Raw genomic sequence first — 15,744 nt, 5'->3', positions numbered from 1 at the left:
GACACCATGCAAGCATTCACAAATGGCGCAACGCCAGCCGCCGGTGTACCTGAAGCCGCGCCCGAGACCTTCCCCACCTTCCCCTTTGCTGACAGCTTCGAGGCACTGGCCGGCGACAGCGCTGTCTATCTGTGCCCGCAGTCAGTGGCCCGCCTGAGCAGTGCCGTGCAAGGCATTCACACCTTGACCGCCATGTTGGGCCAGCGCGAGCTTGATTCTGAAATTGGCTTGGAGGCGCCATGCAAATTCGGCCCTAGCGTGGCCATTGGGATTTTGTCCGCCATTGCCTGCTGTGCTGAGGTAGTTGATGCCGCTGCCAGTGGCCGCATTTTCCCGATGGCGCAGCGCGTCCAAGCTGGCAGTGCCGCCCACCGTCACATGGAGCAAGCCGCAATGCAGGCCGGGCGCATGGAAAAGGGCCAGTAATGAGCTTCGACCGCAACCAACTGCCTGACCCCGTCAGCTACTACGAATCCGAAGGCTTGATCTTCACCAGTCGCGGCAAGTGGCGCACCACCAAGTGCGTATTCCACGGCGGCAGCGATTCCATGCGCGTCAACACTGAAACCGGGGGTTTCATGTGCATGGCCTGCGACGAAAAAGGCGGCGACGTGCTGGCCTACCACCAAGCCGCGCATGGCTTGGAATTTATCGACGCGGCCAAAGCCTTGGGCGCGTGGGTTGACGATGGGCGCCCCGCCGTCCAACACAAGCCGACGGCAATGTCGCCGCGTGACGCTTTGCAGCTTTTGGAGCGCGAAGCAATGCTGGTGGCAGTCGCCGCCGGCAACGTGGCTTTTGGCGTGGTTCTTTCCGATGACGAACGCAAGCGCGTACTGCAAAGCGCTGGCCGCATCACTCGCGTGGTGGAGATGTTCAAGTGAAAACCAATAAACAAAAACAAGACCACATCAACGAACTGGCCGCACGCTTGGACGCTGAGGGCAGTTACCCCGCATTCCCTCCGCTTGCGTCTTTGGACGACGGCTTTGATGACGTTGCGCCTGTTGCTGCACCGCGCCTGATGCGCGATAGCGTCATCCTGAAATGCGGCGCTGACCTGACCCCGCAGCCCGTGCGCTGGCTGTGGACGCACTGGCTTGCACTGGGCAAATTTCACCTATTGGCGGGTGCCCCCGGCCAAGGCAAGACCACTATCGCGCTGGCCATCGCTGCAACCCTGACTATCGGCGGGCGCTGGCCAGATGGATCGCGTAGCGACACGGGCAACATCCTAATTTGGAGTGGAGAGGATGACCCAGCAGACACGCTGCTACCCCGCCTGCTGGCCGCTGGTGCCGACAAGGATCGCTGCTTCTTTATTGATGGCGCGCGCCGCGACGGTGAGGTGGTGCCGTTTGACCCATCCCGCGACTTGGGGCAGTTGCTGGCCGCGATTGAACAAATCGGCGGTATCAAGCTGCTGGTGATCGACCCGGTGGTGAGCGCTGTTACTGGCGACAGTCACAAAAACACCGAAGTGCGCCGCGCATTGCAGCCGCTGGTGGACTTGGCCGCCGCGTGCGACTGCGCCGTGCTGGGCATTACCCACTTTTCCAAGGGCGGACAAGGCACTGACCCAGCGCAGCGCGTTATCGGCAGCGTGGCCTTTGCCGCCGTGGCGCGCGTGGTGCTGGTGGCAGCCAAAGTGCAGGACGACGACAACCAAGACACCCGCATTTTGGCGCGAAGCAAGTCCAATATCGGCCCCGACGATGGCGGCTTCCAGTACCACTTGGAACAGTGCGAGCCACTGCCTGGAATTCAGGCTTCGCGCATTGCATGGGGCAAGGCGGTGGAGGGCACCGCGCGCGAGCTGCTGACCGAACCAGACGACACGCCGCAGGACAGTGCAGACAATTCAGCCAAAGATGAGACCGAAGAATTCTTACTGGAATTGCTGAAGGATGGCTCCGCCCCATCCAAGCACGTAGAGGCCGAAGCAAAAGGCGCTGGCATCGCATGGCGCACTGTGCGCCGCGCCTCCGATTGCCTTGGCATCAAGAAGCGAAAGCTTGATGGATCGTGGTACTGGTTTAAGCCGGAATCTCTGCCACTGCCGCCTGTTGAAAAATCCATGTTGTCCAACTTGTCCAACTTTCAGGCGTTGGACAACATGATGGACAAGTTGCCCGAAAAATCGAACTTGTCCAAGCAACTTGTCCATGTTGTCCAACCTTCAAATCTTGGACAAGTTGGACAAGTTGAGCAAGTTGACGCGCATGGACGGGCCTACGTGATTGAGGAGGAGCGCTTCTAAATGATCGCCTTCGACCTCTACAAAGACTTGCACCGCGCCGGTGTTGTCCTGAGCGTTGACGGCGACGGGCTTGTCGTAGGGCGCGCTGACCGCCTTACTGACGCCATGCGCGCCGACATTCGCCAGCACAAAGCCGCCCTGATTCAACTGCTGCTGGATTCGAGCCGCACCACCCACCGCCTGCTGGCCGCCGCTATGCGCCGCTGCGACCACTTCAACGACGGCGAAGTCGCACGCGAGCAAATGCGCCTGGACGTGCTGGCCACGCCGCTGCACCTGCGCCAAGACCTCCTCGACTACTTCAACGAAATCAACCAGAAAGACCGACCATGAAATCCATCGCCAAACGCACCTGCGCCAACTGTGCAGCCTTCAATGCCGCGCCCGCTGAGAACGAGCCGACATGCTTCAACCTGGTGAGCATCGTCATCCACCACCTTGACGAATACGACCGCCCCATGGTCATCCGGAAACAGCCTTATCCAAAGTTCCGCTGCGAACACCACCAGACCGAAGCCGAGGCCAGTTAATAGACGCCCGGTCAAGTTGACCACACCAGCCCGCCCCGAGCGGGTTTTTTTACGCCCGCCGCCCACTTCGCGCAAGAAACCACCGCCCATAGCACAAAGGACGGCAATAAATCAATGAAAAGGCGGGTTTCTGTGAAAGATTCTTTCAATAAATGGCCTGATAGTGGATAATTCTTTCAATAACTGTGTTTTCTAACAGTGTTTCAACCGCCCGTATCTGGGCAACACCAAGAAAGAATTGCCCACATGCAACTGCACGCCATCCGCGAAGCCCGCGCCGCCAAAGTCACCGAAGCCCGCGCCCTGCTGGCCAGCACGCCTAACCTGACGCCCGAAGCCACTGCCGCCTTTGACAAGCTGAAAGCTGAGATCGTGTCGCTGGAAAGCCAAGAGGCCCGCGCCGTGTTTGTCGAAGATGCCGAGCGACGTTCTTTAGGCGCCGTGGCTGACAAGGGCCGCGCCGAGCTGGAAGGCCATATCAGTCTGGTTGACGCCATCGCCGCCCACTCGGAAAACCGCAGCTTGACCGGCGCACTGGCTGAGTTCAACCAGGAACAAAAGCGCCAAGGTGTCCAAGCCAAGGGCGTGCTGATCCCCACGTCGTTGTTTGAAAGCCGCGCTGCGCAGACAACCACCACCGCCGCTGGCGTAGTGCCGCCCGACTTCCGCCCCGACCAGTTTGTCGGCTTGCTGCGCAACAGCATGGTGGTGCAGTCGCTGGGTGCCCGCGTGTTGCCCGGCTTACGCGGCGACGTGACCATTCCCCGACAAGCCACCACTAGCTCCGCCCAATGGCTTGCTGAGGGTGACGCCCTGACCGATAGCGGCCTGACGTTCAACAGCATCAACTTGCGCCCCAAGCACGTCGGCGCGATTACCGAACTGAGCCGCCAGCTCCTGCAACAGTCCAATCCAGCGATTGAACAACTGGTGCGCGACGACTTCATCAACGTCGTGTCGCTGGCAGTGGACAAGGCAATGATCCACGGCGACGGCGTGAAAGAGCCCAAGGGCTTGCTGACTGCTGCCACCGGCACCGGCACGCTGGCCACCCTGAGCTGGGCCACGGTGCTGGCAGTGCTGCAAGGTTTGGCCCTCAAAAACATCACGCCTAACGCATGGCTGACCCATCCCGAAGTGGCGACCGTGCTGCGCAAAACCCTGCGCGAAGCTGGCCTCCCCGGCTACCTGTTGGACGGTGGCCAATTGGCCGGCGTGCCGGTGGCAGTCACAAACCAACTGGCTAAAAAGGCCGGCACGCCTGCCAAAGGCCGCATGATTTTGGGCGACTTTTCCGAGATGTTCTTGGGCACGTGGGGCAGTTTGGACGTGGTAACCAATTTGTACGCGGAAGGCCCGTTCTCACGCGGCGCGGTGCAGGTGCGTATTCTCACGACGTTGGACATGGTGCCGCGCCGTGAAGATGCGTTTGTCGTGATCGACGATTTGGCCATCGCCTAAGCCATGAGCGCCCCGGACATTGAGCGCCGGGGTGCCGCTGCTGGCGTAACTGCCAGTGGCCGCACCTTGAGCGGATATGCAGCGACCTACGGCGTGCCCACGGCCATCGGTGGCTTTACTGAGCGCATCGCCCCCGGTGCCTTTGCCAAGACGCTTGCCAGTGGCCGGGACGTGCTGGCACTACTCGACCACCGCGCTGATGTGTTGCTGGGCCGCACCCGCAGCGGTTCTTTGAGGCTGTCCGAAGACAGCAAGGGCTTGAAGTTTGAGCTGCACCTCCCCGACACCGCTGCCGCACGCGACGTGATCGCACTGGCCGAGCGCGGCGACTTGGGCGGGATGAGCTTCGGATTCATTGCGACCGAAGAATCGTGGAACGGCGACACACGCGAGCTGCGCAGCGTAGAGCTGCATGAAATCAGCGTGGTGCAAGCGTGGCCCGCCTACCAATCGACCGAAGTCGCGCTGCGCAGTCGCAAGGCCATCGAGGACGCCCGCGACCTCAACAGCTTCATTTTCAGCCACCGCCCTAACGCGCTGCGCTGGCTGGATACCTGCATATGAGCATCATCACCCGTGCCTTGTCTGCCATCGGCCTAGAGCGCCGCAGTGCCCCCATCGGCGTCGGTGGCTGGCCTAGCCTTACCGCTGCTGGCCACGTCACGCCTGAGTCCGCCCAATCCATCGCCGCCGTGTATGCCGCTGTGGCTTTGATCGCTGAGTCCATCGGATCGCTGCCCTTGCGCCTGTACCAGCGCGGCGACAACGGCGACCGCACCATCGCCGCTGGGCACCCGCTGGCATCGGTACTGCACCGCACGCCCAACGATCAACAGTGCGCCACCGAGTTCTGGGAGTGGATGGTTTCATCCATGCTGCTGACTGGCAACGCCTACGCCCGCGTCACCCGCGACAACGCCGGCCAAGTTGCCTCGCTGTGGCCACTGGTGACCGACCGGGTGCAGGTGCTGCGCCGGGGTGAGGCCATCGGGGGCTACGACTACACCGACCGGGATGGCCGGCGTGAGCGCCTGCTGCCCGCCGAGGTGTTCCACTTGCGCCACCGTGCTGGCACCGACCCACTGATCGGCGTCAGTCCCATCCAAGCCGCGCGCGCTGTGATTGAGCTGGCCCAAGCTGAGGCACAGCATGGCCAAAGCACGTGGGACAACGGCACCCGCGCAAGCGGCATCTTGAACTTCGCCGGCAAGCTGCGCCCTGAGCAACGCACTGCCATCGCGGCAAGCTGGCAGACCCAGCACGCAGGTGGATCGAACGCCGGCAAGGTCCCTATTCTCGAAGAGGGCACCCAGTACACGCCCATATCAATGTCGCTGGCAGACAGCGACTACATCGCCTCACGCATACACACGGTGCAGGAAGTGGCGCGCATTTTCAAGGTGCCGCCCATCATGATCGGGGACCTCTCCAATGCCAACTACAGCGTCAGTGAGAGCATGAATCGCTGGTTCGCCGTTCACACGCTGGGCCGCCACCTGAGCGCGATTGAAGGCGCGATTAACCGCCAACTGCTGACACCCGCCGCCGCCCGCACGCTGTACAGCGAGTTTTCGCTTGAAGGACTGCTTCGCGGCGACACCACCACCCGCGCCGCGTTCTATTCGAGCGGCATTGCGTCTGGCTGGATGCTGCCGTCTGAGGCCCGCGCCTTTGAAAACCTCGACGCTATCCCCGGCCTGGACGACATGGTGAGCACCACCACCGCCGTGCCTGCCGCCCAACCGTACCCGAGCAAACAATGACAGCCGCACTACTCAAGTCCGCGACCAAGCGCACCGGGCGGGATGCTGACCCACGGCGCACGCTCAAGCTCAACGGCTACGCATGGCAAAAGCTGCGCGCCAGTGTGCTGGCCGGTGAACCGCTGTGTCGCCACTGCACCGCCCGTGGGTTGACTGTCATTGCCACCGACGTGGATCACATGAACGGTGCGGACGACAACCGCCCCGAGTCGCTGCAACCGCTGTGCCATGAATGCCACTCGCGCAAAACGGCAAAGGAGCAAGGCAAGACGGTGCGCTACGGCTGCGACGCAGACGGTATGCCGCTAGACCCCTGCCACGGCTGGTATGACGCGATACGGGCTGATCTGGTGGCTGCACGGGCCATTGACGCGCCAGAAATCGACAGCGACCCTGCGCACCAGACCGACCCTTCCCACAACGCAACCGCTAACTGGAAAAACGCCCTGTGAAAATCACCCCCCGCCGTGCCCGCTCCGACAGTGCTGCCGCTGCCATCGCTGCCAGCCAAGCGGCCGCGCTGGGGCCACTGCCGCCACCTGCGCACGTCAACTTGCGCCCGGGTGATCTCCCGTTTTGGGATGCCATCGTGACGGCCCGTCCCCGCGATACCTGGACGGGCTCCGACCTGGTGACGGCTGGAAACTTGGCGCGGTGTCAGGCAGACATTGAAGCGCTGCAAGCCACGCTAGACGCTGAGGGTTATCTGCTGGGTGACAAGGCCCACCCGCTTGCCGCCATCGTGGAAAACCTGACGCGCCGTGCCGTGACGCTTGCCCGCCTGCTGATGGTTCACACGCTGGCCACCGTAGGCCAGTCCGAAAACATCGCCAAGGGTTCGGCATTGGAGCGCCAGGCACGCCAAGACGACGGCGACGACCTGATCCCAACATTGCGGGCGGTGAAGTGACCCGCGCCGCCCGCGTCATCCGCTTCATTGAAACGCACTGCCTGACCCCAGATGGCGCCCACGTCGGCAAGCCCATGGAGCTGGCAGAGTTTCAAAAGCAGTTCATCCGTGACGTGTACGACAACCCAGCCGGCACGCGCCGCGCCATCCTGAGCGTGAGCCGCAAGAACGGCAAGAGCGGATTGATCGCCGGCCTGCTGCTGGCCCACCTGGTCGGCCCCGAGGCCAAGCAAAACAGCCAGATCGTGTCTGGTGCCATGAGCCGCGACCAAGCCGCACTCGTTTTCAACTTGGCCAGCAAGATGGTGCAGTTGTCCCCGAAGCTGTCCAGCGTGGTGCGGATCGTGCCATCCGGCAAGCGCCTGCTGGGCCTGCCCCTCAATACCGAATACCGCGCCCTTGCTGCTGACGGCAAGACGGCACACGGCCTGTCCCCGGTGCTGGCCATCCTTGACGAAATCGGCCAGGTGCGAGGCCCGCAAAGCGACTTCATCGATGCCATTACGACAAGTCAAGGTGCCCATGATGCTCCTTTATTGATAGCTATAAGCACCCAATCTGCCAGCGACGCCGACCTATTGAGCGTGTGGATCGACGACGCAAAGACCAGCCAAGACCCGCGCATTGTGTGCCACCTGTACGCCGCGCCCGAGGGCTGCGACTTGATGGACGAATCAGCGTGGAAAGCGGCCAATCCCGCTTTGGGTCTGTTCCGCAGCCTGGACGACCTACGCGAGCAGATGACGCAAGCGCAGCGGATGCCGAGCATGGAAAACAGCGCGCGCAACCTGCTGCTGAACAACCGCGTCAGCACCGATAGCCCGTATGTCTCGCCGGGGGTGTGGAAGGCTTGCAGTGCAAGGGTTCAGCCGCTGGACGATGCGCCCGTCTGGTGCGGTCTTGATCTGTCTATGCGGACTGACCTGACCGCGCTTGTCGTGATTGGCCAGATCGATGGCGTTTGGCACGTGCAACCCCACTTTTGGACGCCTGAACAAGGCTTGCTAGACCGCGCCCGCCGTGACCGTGCGCCCTACGACGTGTGGCACCGGCAAGGCCACCTACGCACCACGCCGGGGGCCACGGTGGATTACGCCTACGTGGCCCACGACATTGCCGAGATTCTGAGCGGGCTAGACGTGCACGCGGTGGCGTTCGACCGCTGGAAGATGGCCGAGCTGAAACGCGAGTTCGACCGCATTGATGTTGACCTGCCGCTGATCCCTTGGGGCCAAGGCTGGAAAGACATGGGCGGCGCCCTGGATGCGCTGGAGGCCGAATTGCTGAATGGCCGGCTTGCCCACGGTGGACACCCCGTGTTGACCATGTGCGCGGCTAACGCCACTGTGACCAAAGACCCGACCGGCGCGCGCAAGCTGGACAAGAGCCGCAGCACGGGCCGCATTGACGGGATGCAGGCCCTTGCCATGGCTATGGGTGCTGCCGCCCGCGCTGAGGCTGCCGTGGGCACCTCTTTTGATTCATTTACTTTTGTTTGAACATTCAAATGCTGACACTGCAAGAAACCAAACTTCACCTTCGGGTTGACGACGACGCCGAAGATGCGCTGCTGCTGGGCCTGATCGCTGCGGCGACCCTTGCCGTAGGCGACCACATCAACAGCCCTGTGCCGTTGGACAACACCGCGCCCGCGCCGATTAAGTCTGCCGCGCTGCTGCTGGTGGGTGACCTGTACCTGTGGCGCGAGAGCCAAACAGACCGGCCCCTGACCGATAACCGTGCGTTTGAGCGGCTGTTGGCACCGTACCGGGTGTACCAGTGAAGTCGGGCCAGCTAGACCGACGGGTGACGATTGAGCGCATGGAGGAAGGCGTGGACAAGTACGGCGACCCCATCCCCGGTGCCTGGGTGCCTGTCTGCACTGTCTGGTGCGCTTTTGAGCCGCTGGTGGGGCGCGAATTCATGGCCGCATTGCAAGCGCAAAGCGAAGTGTCGGCACGGGTGCGACTGCGCTACCGCCCCGGCATTACGTCGGCTGACCGGGTGCGACACGATGGCAAGGTATACGGCATCGACAGCGTGATCCACGTCAAAAGCGCCCGCCAAGAGCTGCAATTGCTGGTGCGCGGCTGATTAGCCAGACTAGCTAAAGCACTTTATTTTGCAGCCACTTTTTTTAGGTGGGAATGATGGTGGGATAAATCTAGTAAATGGCTTGAAACCCGCATGAATGCTAGATAGTAGGCGGTCACAGCCTCCGCCAGAATATAAAAAAGCGCCCTTTGAGGCGCTTTTTTATTTGACCAAAGACGCCAGTAAGGCGTTTAGTTGCTGCACGACGTGCCACAGAGGCAGCTTGCCTGCGGATGGAGAACTTGCCGGTGAGGTTGAGGGCAGGGTCTCGCGCAAAGCACATTGCGAGAGGCTTATCAAAAGTAAAAGGCAACGTGTTGACACAGGTTGCCTTTGACAGGAGAGCGAGGTCGTCGGGTGCTTGACTGACTGGTATTACCCCTTGCGGGGGATTTTGGTCATGCTCGCAAGCCGGGCTCGTGTCTCAGAAGCGGTGGCGAATCGACAGTGCCAAGCTGTTCACATCCTGGCCCGGTTTTGCAGCTACGCCGCCCAAGAAGCCGTTGCCACCCAGCATGTCTTGCGACGTGTTCTTGTTGTTCAGATGTGTCAAAACTGCATTCAGGTCGGTTCGTTTGGACAGGGCATACGTGTAAGCCGCGCCATACGAAACGCGGTCTGCATTGAACGGACGTTTGTCGTTCATGCTGTTGTAAGCCACGGACACAGTGTGCACGCCGCTGGTGATGCGGTAGCCGACCTGGAACAGGCGGGCGTCTTGCCGGAAGCCCTGGATGAAGGCGTTCTGCACCAGACCGGCGACAGGTGCCGTCGCCGGGTTTGCCGACAGGGCGGCGCTGATGCTGGACAGGCCGCTGGGGTTGTCATCCTTGATAGTGGTGAATTGGCCAGTCAGCGTGCCCGGACCGACGTCCACCGTCGCGCCTAGGATGACGTTCGTCAGCGACTTTTCACCCAGTTCGTTGTTGCGCGTGTTGTAGCCGCCACCGAAGGAATAGCCGTTGCCCTGGTACATGGCCATGACGCCCAGCAGGCGTCCAGCGTTTGCCCGACCGGCGATTTCACCGGCTGCGTACATGGCGGTGGCCGTCAGGCCGTTCAACTTCAAGCCGTACTGGAGCGAGTTGCTCACGCGGATGTCGAACGAGGCCGGAATGGCGACCAGTTGCCCCAGCGCAAGGCTCGATTCGGTCTTCATCACGTCGAAGCTGGCGGAGGCCAGATAGCCCGGCGTGTACTGCCGGCCCGCCGTGAAGGCACCAAACGGCGTGACCATGCCGACGAAGGCCTGCCGGTCGAACATGCCGTTGCCCAGGTTCACGCCGACGGACGAGCCGATCTGGGCGGCGACGGCGGAAACGGCGGGCTGCAGTGCGGCCGGCAGACCGAGGGACGTCGCGGTGCTGAGCCGGTCAGGCAGCCGACCACCGGAAAGGGGGCGGTTGCTGAGCGAGCCGGTATCGGCTTCGAGGCGCGATTCCAGTGTGAAGATGGCACGGTATCCGCCGCCCAGGTCTTCATTGCCTTTGAAGCCGAGGCGTGAGCCTTCCATGTTTCCGCTGGTGATGCTGGTCACGGAACCGCCGGGCGCGCCGGTAACGTGGTTGATACCGACGTCGATGAGTCCGTATATCGTGACACTGCTGGTGCCAATCGTGCTTTGCGCCATGGCCAACGATGAAACGCAGCCGAACATGGCTGCTGACAAGATGCGCATTTTCTTCATAAGGTCGCTCCTACTGCTGCATGCAATGGATGGAAGCCCACAGACGTTGAGGGCTTTTCAGCGGCCAAGATTAGGTGCAATGTTTCAAGCGGTAAAGAGTGGAAATCCCTTCTTTGACGCTTTGGAGACAGGGGAATACCCTCGGAGAGGTGCGGTGGCCAACAGTGTCTCTAGGCTCGGTTTTTCCTCTCTAGACAGGGGCGGGCGCTGTGCCGTGACGCGTGCGGCTAGTATGACTTTCTCTGCGTGTTGGTTGGTGTAAACCGTTGTGCCTTTGCAACTCCTCAGGCGCTTTGACTTGAAGGAAGAGGTTCCGGTTTCCGTGGACGTCTCAAATCGGGTCGGAATTAATAGGGGTCAGAATTAATAGGGGTCAGATTCTCATGGCACAAGGATAAGCCCCCGCTTGATGCGAATGGCGCTGGCGCGCGACATGACGGGGCATGCTCAACAACGGTAGGTTTTTCGGACGCCGCTTCTTGGCACGCGGCTCGATTCGGCCAGTTCGCGTCGGCAATTTGAGCTTGGCAATACTCTTGAGCAAGACTTCAGTCAAAGCGGCAATACTGCCGCTTGCACAGCCCACGAATCGAAGGCTGAAACTTGCCAGCAAACGCCTGGCCCCTGCAAAACTTAACGCACGCGCGAGCACCTGCGCCGGCGCTGCACTGGCGCTGATGGCCCAGCGCACCAGGTTGTAAGCCAGCATGGATACTGCGATTTCCTTCTCAATCATCTCTCTGCACTTGCAGCGCAGCACATCCAGCTCCAGCGTCGCTTTGATGGCGCGAAAATCCACCTCGATATTCCAGCGCATGGCGTACAGCCGATCCAGCGCCAGCGCGCTGGCGTAGGCCGGCTGCAACAGCGTTGTCACCAGCACCCGGCCATCGACCTCGATTTCTCGCATTCGCAGCCTTGGCGGGCAGCCTGCATACTCCTGCGCACTCATCCATTGGGGTTTTGGGGGCGCGCCCATTCAACAATATGGTCTTTCTTGCCCAAGGACTCGCCTTGCGAAAAATCGCTGGTTCGCCTGCCATGCTGCGCCATGAGCACATCTGCGCCGCGACAGCTGATGGCATGAATGAGCCACCATGTGGCCAACCAGGCGTCGGCCAGAACAATATCGCCCGGCAGTATCTTGTCGCTCAAGGCGCGCAGCACCGTCTGCTCGCCCGAGCCCTTGCCCTGCAAAGGTGTCAGTTGATAGCCCAGTACCGCACCGCTGGCCAGCCCGATCAGGGCACCAATACGAACCATGGGAAAGCCCAGGCCAGGCGCTTGTGTTTTGCTTTGAGGAAACGCCGCTTGGTTGCTCGGCGTGTCAGGCATTCCAATCGCTCGCTGAGCAAACTGCCAAGGGTTGCTGCAATGGCTGTTGGCAGGCGCATTCGGGCCTCGCAGTAGGCTGCAGTGTTCAGGGAGCTGGGGGATACCCCCAGGCTCACGCGCTCGGATAGATTGCGCACCACGGCATCCTGGCACGTTCGTGCGCCAGCCAGAATTTGCCAGATGAACAGGCTCAAAGTCTTCAAGGGCGGATACAGGCGATGGCGTGCCGTGGGCTTGCTGTGGTGCTCAACCACACAGCAGATGTCTTGGATGCTCAGCGCCTGCTGAAAATTCTTGACTTTGTTATCCTTCATCCGGGCTGATGTCCTTGTGATTTGCTGTCCGTTTTGCAACTTCAGCCTATCACTGTCGGGGCTTCAGTCCACCTTCGAATCCTTGCTTGGGCGCTTATCCTTGTGCCATGAGGGTCAGATTCCAATTAAATTGGATCAAATTAGCCTCTAACGCTTGCTGGGCGTGCGGTTCCAGCTATGAACTCTGATCCCATGGCCTGCCACAGTTGGTAGCCATAAAAAGGGCCCCATTTGACTGAATCTCACAAAAAATCTTGCCGGCCTTCCTTGTAAATAGAGCGTTTTCGCGCTGACTGAGGAATGCATCGTATCAAAATTGATAGCTACTAACGCACATATTTAAAGGCTTAGAGGCCAAAAATAGCATAAATTTGCACTGTGGGTTGGGTGGTACTCAACCCAACTGGCTTGTGCTTGAGCGCTTGGCCCCATGCGGTGGTCTGTGGTGGTCAGCCACTGCGGTGATGGCCGCTCAGTGTGAAAGCGCTCTAGGGCCAGCAGCAGTGGCTCAGTCCTTTTGCGCCCGGTAGTTCAAGGCATTGATGTCATCATGAACGATGTGGTTCATGGCCCAGTCGCTCATCAGTGCCACCAGTGCGGTCTTGTTGAAATTTTCGCGACCGATATCGCTACTGAACGCATTGAGCCGGTCAAGCAAGCGGTTGTGTCCGTTAATGTGCGCAGACAAGCCGGGAAAGCCGGTGCTGCGTATCAAATCTTCTTCCTGCTGAAAATGCGCATGTGTGTGTTTGTACAACTGCATCAGCAGGGGCTTGATCTCTTGCGCCGTATTGGCTGCCATCATGCGATTGATCAACTCAAACAGATGGCGATGCTGGGCATCCATTTCGGCGTACCCCGTGGCGTAGCGGTCGTTCCACTTCAGTGTCATGTGCGACTCCAATTTTGGTATGTGGGGGGGGTACTTTGTAAGACAGTCAGACAATCAGGCCGTTGGTGCTCAGCGCACCATCACGCCCGATAGCTGCAGCATGATTTCGCGGGCAATGGCGCTCAGGGGAACAGTTTTTTCGACACCGCCGCGTTTGACGGCTTCTTTGGGCATGCCGTAGACCACGCAACTGGCTTCATCTTGTGCCAGGGTGCGGGCACCTGCTTGGCGCATTTCAAACAATCCTGCGGCGCCATCGTCGCCCATACCCGTCATGATGACCCCCAACGCATTGGCTCCTGCACACTTAGCCACCGAGCGAAACAGCACGTCCACTGACGGGCGATGGCGGTTGACCAGGGGGCCATCGATCACTTCGACGTGGTACTGCGCGCCGTTGCGCTTGAGCAGCATGTGCTTGCCACCCGGCGCAATCAGCGCGCGGCCATTGATCACGCGGTCGTTGTTCTGGGCCTCTTTGACCTCGATCTGGCATAGGCCGTTAAGCCGCTGCGCGAACGCTGCCGTGAACTTCTCGGGCATGTGCTGCACGATGACAATGCCTGGCGTCACCCGTGGCAGCGCGGTTAATACCTCTTCCAGTGCTTGCGTGCCGCCGGTGGAAGTGCCCAGGGCCACGACCCGCTCGGTGGTCTGGATCAGGGTCGATGGTTTGTCTAAGGCTGGCAGGATCACATCGGCGGTGTGCCGTGCAGAGGCGCCGCGCAGCACCGCCACGTTGGCGCGTGCAGCCGCCTTGACCGCCGACACCAGATCGTCCGATGCATCCTCCAGAAACTGCTTGAGCCCCAGTTTGGGCTTGGTAATGATGGCGACTGCCCCCGCAGCCAGGGCGGCCATGGAGATTTCGGCGCCTTGTTCTGCCAGGGTCGAGCAAATCACCACCGGCGTAGGCCGTTCAGCCATGATTTTTTTCAGGAACGTGATGCCGTCCATACGCGGCATCTCGATATCCAGTACCAGCACATCGGGCCACTGCACCCGCATGCGATTCATGGCAAAAATCGGATCGGCCACAGCGGCTACCACCTCAATGCCAGGGTCGCGCGCCAGCAGTGCCGTCACCACCTGTCGCACTACAGCGGAGTCGTCCACGACCATGACTTTGATGCGGCTCACGCAATGGCTCCTTGTGCATCGGCCTCGGCGGCCAGCTCCATGGCCGATGGCCTGACTTGCCTAGACCAGACATCGCCCTTGCTGATGTCAAAAATGATTTGCCGGTGCCCCATGCCGAACAGGCTCTCGGTCATGATGGAGATACCGTGCTGCTGCAGTAGTTCTCGAGCCGCCTCGCCGTTGCGCTGACCCACATGGGCACCCTCGGCTCGCACCCGCCCAGGAAACATGTTGCCACCACCAAACAGCTTGGCCTGGCAGTGCCGAGGGTCCACCCCCAGCGCTTGCAGGTCTTGGCGCATCAGTGCCAGGGCCTCGTCGCCGTAGTGGCCGTCCAAACCGCTGTCGGCGGTGCTGGCACTGCCGCGTGCGGGCAAGAGAAAGTGCGACATGCCTCCTACACGCGCACCGGGGTGCCACAGCGTGATGGACACACAAGACCCCAGAATGGTGCGCACCTGAAAAGTTGCATCGCCGACGAAGTACTCGCCGGGCAGCAAAAAAATGTCCATCAAAGGCATCTCGCGCATGCTCAGTCCGGCTTTCTGTAAATGGACGGTGCCACGGCTTGAACGGCCTGCGTGATGTCACTCAAGCTTTCGGAATGGCCGACGCAAAAGTAGCCTCCCGGTTTGAGGGTGGCCAGCACACGCGCCACCACCTCGCGCTTGGTGGCCAAGTTGAAGTAAATCATCACGTTGCGCAAAAACACCATGTCGAATTGGCCCAGTTCGGGCAGGGGTGCATTCAAATTGGCGTACACAAAGCTGACGTGGCTGCGCAGACTGCGGTCGATCAACAGATGGCCGTCGTACTCTTGGATACCTTTGCGGCAAAAGCGCTGCAGATATGCCACGGGAATGTGGCGCCCACGCTCAAGGGTATAGAGCCCACGGCACGCGCCCTCCAGCATGCGGGTGCTGATGTCGGTGCCGATGATTTCCCACGGCAAGCCCGGCATGACATCGGCCAACACCATGGCCATGGTGTAGGCCTCTTCGCCGCTAGAGCTGGCGGCACTCCACACCCGATACGGCTGGGAGCGTACCCGGGCGGCCAATGCCTGAGCACGCAAAAATTCAAAGTGTTTGTTCTCGCGAAAAAAATAAGTCTCGTTGGTGGTCAGCAAGTCCACTGCCATCTGCACCTCTTCAGGGTGGTGACCCGATGTCAGCAGCTGAAAGTACGCACCAAAGCTGTCAAGGTCGTACCGCGCTAACCGCTTGCTGAGCCGCCCCATGACCAGGGCTTTTTTGGCATCGGCCATGGAGATGCCGGCTGCATCGAAGATGAACCGCTGGAAGTGGGCGAACTCCGTGTCGGTGATGGACCTTATCGACATGGATAGCAACCGGGCG

21 protein-coding genes are annotated in these 15,744 nt (G+C 60.7%); 13 read left to right on the top strand and 8 right to left on the bottom strand.

From position 1 onward, the window contains the following. Nucleotides 1-6 precede the first annotated feature (6 nt). The 13 genes from Q390_RS0106980 to Q390_RS0106920 all read left to right on the top strand — a co-directional run bounded on the left by Q390_RS0106980 (nt 7) and on the right by Q390_RS0106920 (nt 9,018). Entirely contained in the window at nt 7-426 is a 420-nt protein-coding gene (locus Q390_RS0106980) for a hypothetical protein (RefSeq protein ID WP_027995411.1), read from the top strand. Then, nucleotides 426-884, top strand: a complete 459-nt coding sequence (locus Q390_RS0106975) for a CHC2 zinc finger domain-containing protein (RefSeq protein ID WP_027995410.1) — start codon at nt 426-428, stop codon at nt 882-884. The genes Q390_RS0106980 and Q390_RS0106975 overlap by 1 nt, the downstream gene beginning before the upstream one ends. Continuing rightward, a complete protein-coding gene (locus tag Q390_RS17845; protein ID WP_425423937.1) occupies nt 881-2,260 on the top strand; it encodes an AAA family ATPase in 1,380 nt (459 codons plus the stop codon). Before Q390_RS0106975 ends, Q390_RS17845 begins: the two co-directional genes overlap by 4 nt. Next, a complete protein-coding gene (locus Q390_RS0106965) occupies nt 2,261-2,593 on the top strand; it encodes a TubC N-terminal docking domain-related protein (RefSeq protein WP_027995409.1) in 333 nt (110 codons plus the stop codon). Further along, the gene (locus tag Q390_RS0106960; protein ID WP_027995408.1) at nt 2,590-2,790 is read left to right on the top strand and encodes a hypothetical protein; all 201 of its coding nucleotides are present in this window, start codon (nt 2,590-2,592) and stop codon (nt 2,788-2,790) included. Before Q390_RS0106965 ends, Q390_RS0106960 begins: the two co-directional genes overlap by 4 nt. A gap of 246 nt (nt 2,791-3,036) precedes the next feature. Then, on the top strand, nt 3,037-4,251 hold the full coding sequence (locus tag Q390_RS0106955; RefSeq protein WP_027995407.1) for a phage major capsid protein: 1,215 nt from the start codon (nt 3,037-3,039) through the stop codon (nt 4,249-4,251). 3 nt (nt 4,252-4,254) lie between these two features. Next, complete coding sequence (locus Q390_RS17840) at nt 4,255-4,815, top strand: HK97 family phage prohead protease (protein WP_051603101.1); 561 nt, start codon at nt 4,255-4,257, stop codon at nt 4,813-4,815. Continuing rightward, nucleotides 4,812-6,014 carry a phage portal protein gene (locus Q390_RS0106945; RefSeq protein WP_027995406.1) on the top strand — a complete coding sequence of 401 codons (1,203 nt, stop codon included), beginning with the start codon at nt 4,812-4,814 and terminating at the stop codon, nt 6,012-6,014. The genes Q390_RS17840 and Q390_RS0106945 overlap by 4 nt, the downstream gene beginning before the upstream one ends. After that, a complete protein-coding gene (locus Q390_RS19080; protein WP_084153811.1) occupies nt 6,011-6,466 on the top strand; it encodes an HNH endonuclease in 456 nt (151 codons plus the stop codon). Before Q390_RS0106945 ends, Q390_RS19080 begins: the two co-directional genes overlap by 4 nt. Beyond that, nucleotides 6,463-6,924, top strand: coding sequence for a hypothetical protein (locus Q390_RS0106935; RefSeq protein WP_027995405.1), 462 nt, complete (start codon nt 6,463-6,465; stop codon nt 6,922-6,924). Before Q390_RS19080 ends, Q390_RS0106935 begins: the two co-directional genes overlap by 4 nt. Then, complete coding sequence (locus Q390_RS0106930; RefSeq protein WP_027995404.1) at nt 6,921-8,423, top strand: terminase large subunit; 1,503 nt, start codon at nt 6,921-6,923, stop codon at nt 8,421-8,423. The genes Q390_RS0106935 and Q390_RS0106930 overlap by 4 nt, the downstream gene beginning before the upstream one ends. A gap of 8 nt (nt 8,424-8,431) precedes the next feature. After that, a complete protein-coding gene (locus tag Q390_RS0106925; protein WP_027995403.1) occupies nt 8,432-8,707 on the top strand; it encodes a head-tail connector protein in 276 nt (91 codons plus the stop codon). Then, nucleotides 8,704-9,018, top strand: a complete 315-nt coding sequence (locus Q390_RS0106920) for a phage head closure protein (protein ID WP_027995402.1) — start codon at nt 8,704-8,706, stop codon at nt 9,016-9,018. The genes Q390_RS0106925 and Q390_RS0106920 overlap by 4 nt, the downstream gene beginning before the upstream one ends. Nucleotides 9,019-9,442: 424 nt before the next feature. Here Q390_RS0106920 and Q390_RS0106915 read toward each other — a convergent pair whose 3' ends face one another. From Q390_RS0106915 to Q390_RS0106890, 8 genes are all read right to left on the bottom strand, one after another. Beyond that, entirely contained in the window at nt 9,443-10,705 is a 1,263-nt protein-coding gene (locus Q390_RS0106915; protein ID WP_027995401.1) for a porin, read from the bottom strand. A 373-nt stretch (nt 10,706-11,078) separates the two neighbouring features. Then, nucleotides 11,079-11,657 (bottom strand): transposase, encoded by a 579-nt coding sequence (locus tag Q390_RS19075; protein ID WP_169737267.1) that lies wholly within the window; start codon nt 11,655-11,657, stop codon nt 11,079-11,081. Then, on the bottom strand, nt 11,654-11,968 hold the full coding sequence (locus Q390_RS19070; RefSeq protein WP_156949849.1) for a hypothetical protein: 315 nt from the start codon (nt 11,966-11,968) through the stop codon (nt 11,654-11,656). Before Q390_RS19070 ends, Q390_RS19075 begins: the two co-directional genes overlap by 4 nt. After that, nucleotides 11,947-12,354, bottom strand: a complete 408-nt coding sequence (locus Q390_RS19900) for a hypothetical protein (RefSeq protein WP_156949848.1) — start codon at nt 12,352-12,354, stop codon at nt 11,947-11,949. Before Q390_RS19900 ends, Q390_RS19070 begins: the two co-directional genes overlap by 22 nt. A 508-nt stretch (nt 12,355-12,862) precedes the next feature. Further along, nucleotides 12,863-13,246: a bacteriohemerythrin gene (locus Q390_RS19065; protein ID WP_051603098.1), complete on the bottom strand. Its 384-nt coding sequence runs from the start codon at nt 13,244-13,246 to the stop codon at nt 12,863-12,865. 69 nt (nt 13,247-13,315) lie between these two features. Continuing rightward, nucleotides 13,316-14,386 carry a protein-glutamate methylesterase/protein-glutamine glutaminase gene (locus tag Q390_RS0106900; RefSeq protein ID WP_027995400.1) on the bottom strand — a complete coding sequence of 357 codons (1,071 nt, stop codon included), beginning with the start codon at nt 14,384-14,386 and terminating at the stop codon, nt 13,316-13,318. After that, nucleotides 14,383-14,916: a chemotaxis protein CheD gene (locus Q390_RS17820; RefSeq protein WP_245606875.1), complete on the bottom strand. Its 534-nt coding sequence runs from the start codon at nt 14,914-14,916 to the stop codon at nt 14,383-14,385. Before Q390_RS17820 ends, Q390_RS0106900 begins: the two co-directional genes overlap by 4 nt. A 2-nt stretch (nt 14,917-14,918) precedes the next feature. Continuing rightward, complete coding sequence (locus Q390_RS0106890) at nt 14,919-15,728, bottom strand: CheR family methyltransferase (protein ID WP_027995399.1); 810 nt, start codon at nt 15,726-15,728, stop codon at nt 14,919-14,921. Nucleotides 15,729-15,744 lie beyond the last annotated feature (16 nt).

Source organism: Simplicispira psychrophila DSM 11588, assembly GCF_000688255.1.
Classification (GTDB): Bacteria; Pseudomonadota; Gammaproteobacteria; order Burkholderiales; family Burkholderiaceae_C; genus Simplicispira; species Simplicispira psychrophila.
This window is presented reverse-complemented; position numbering and strand designations above follow the sequence as displayed.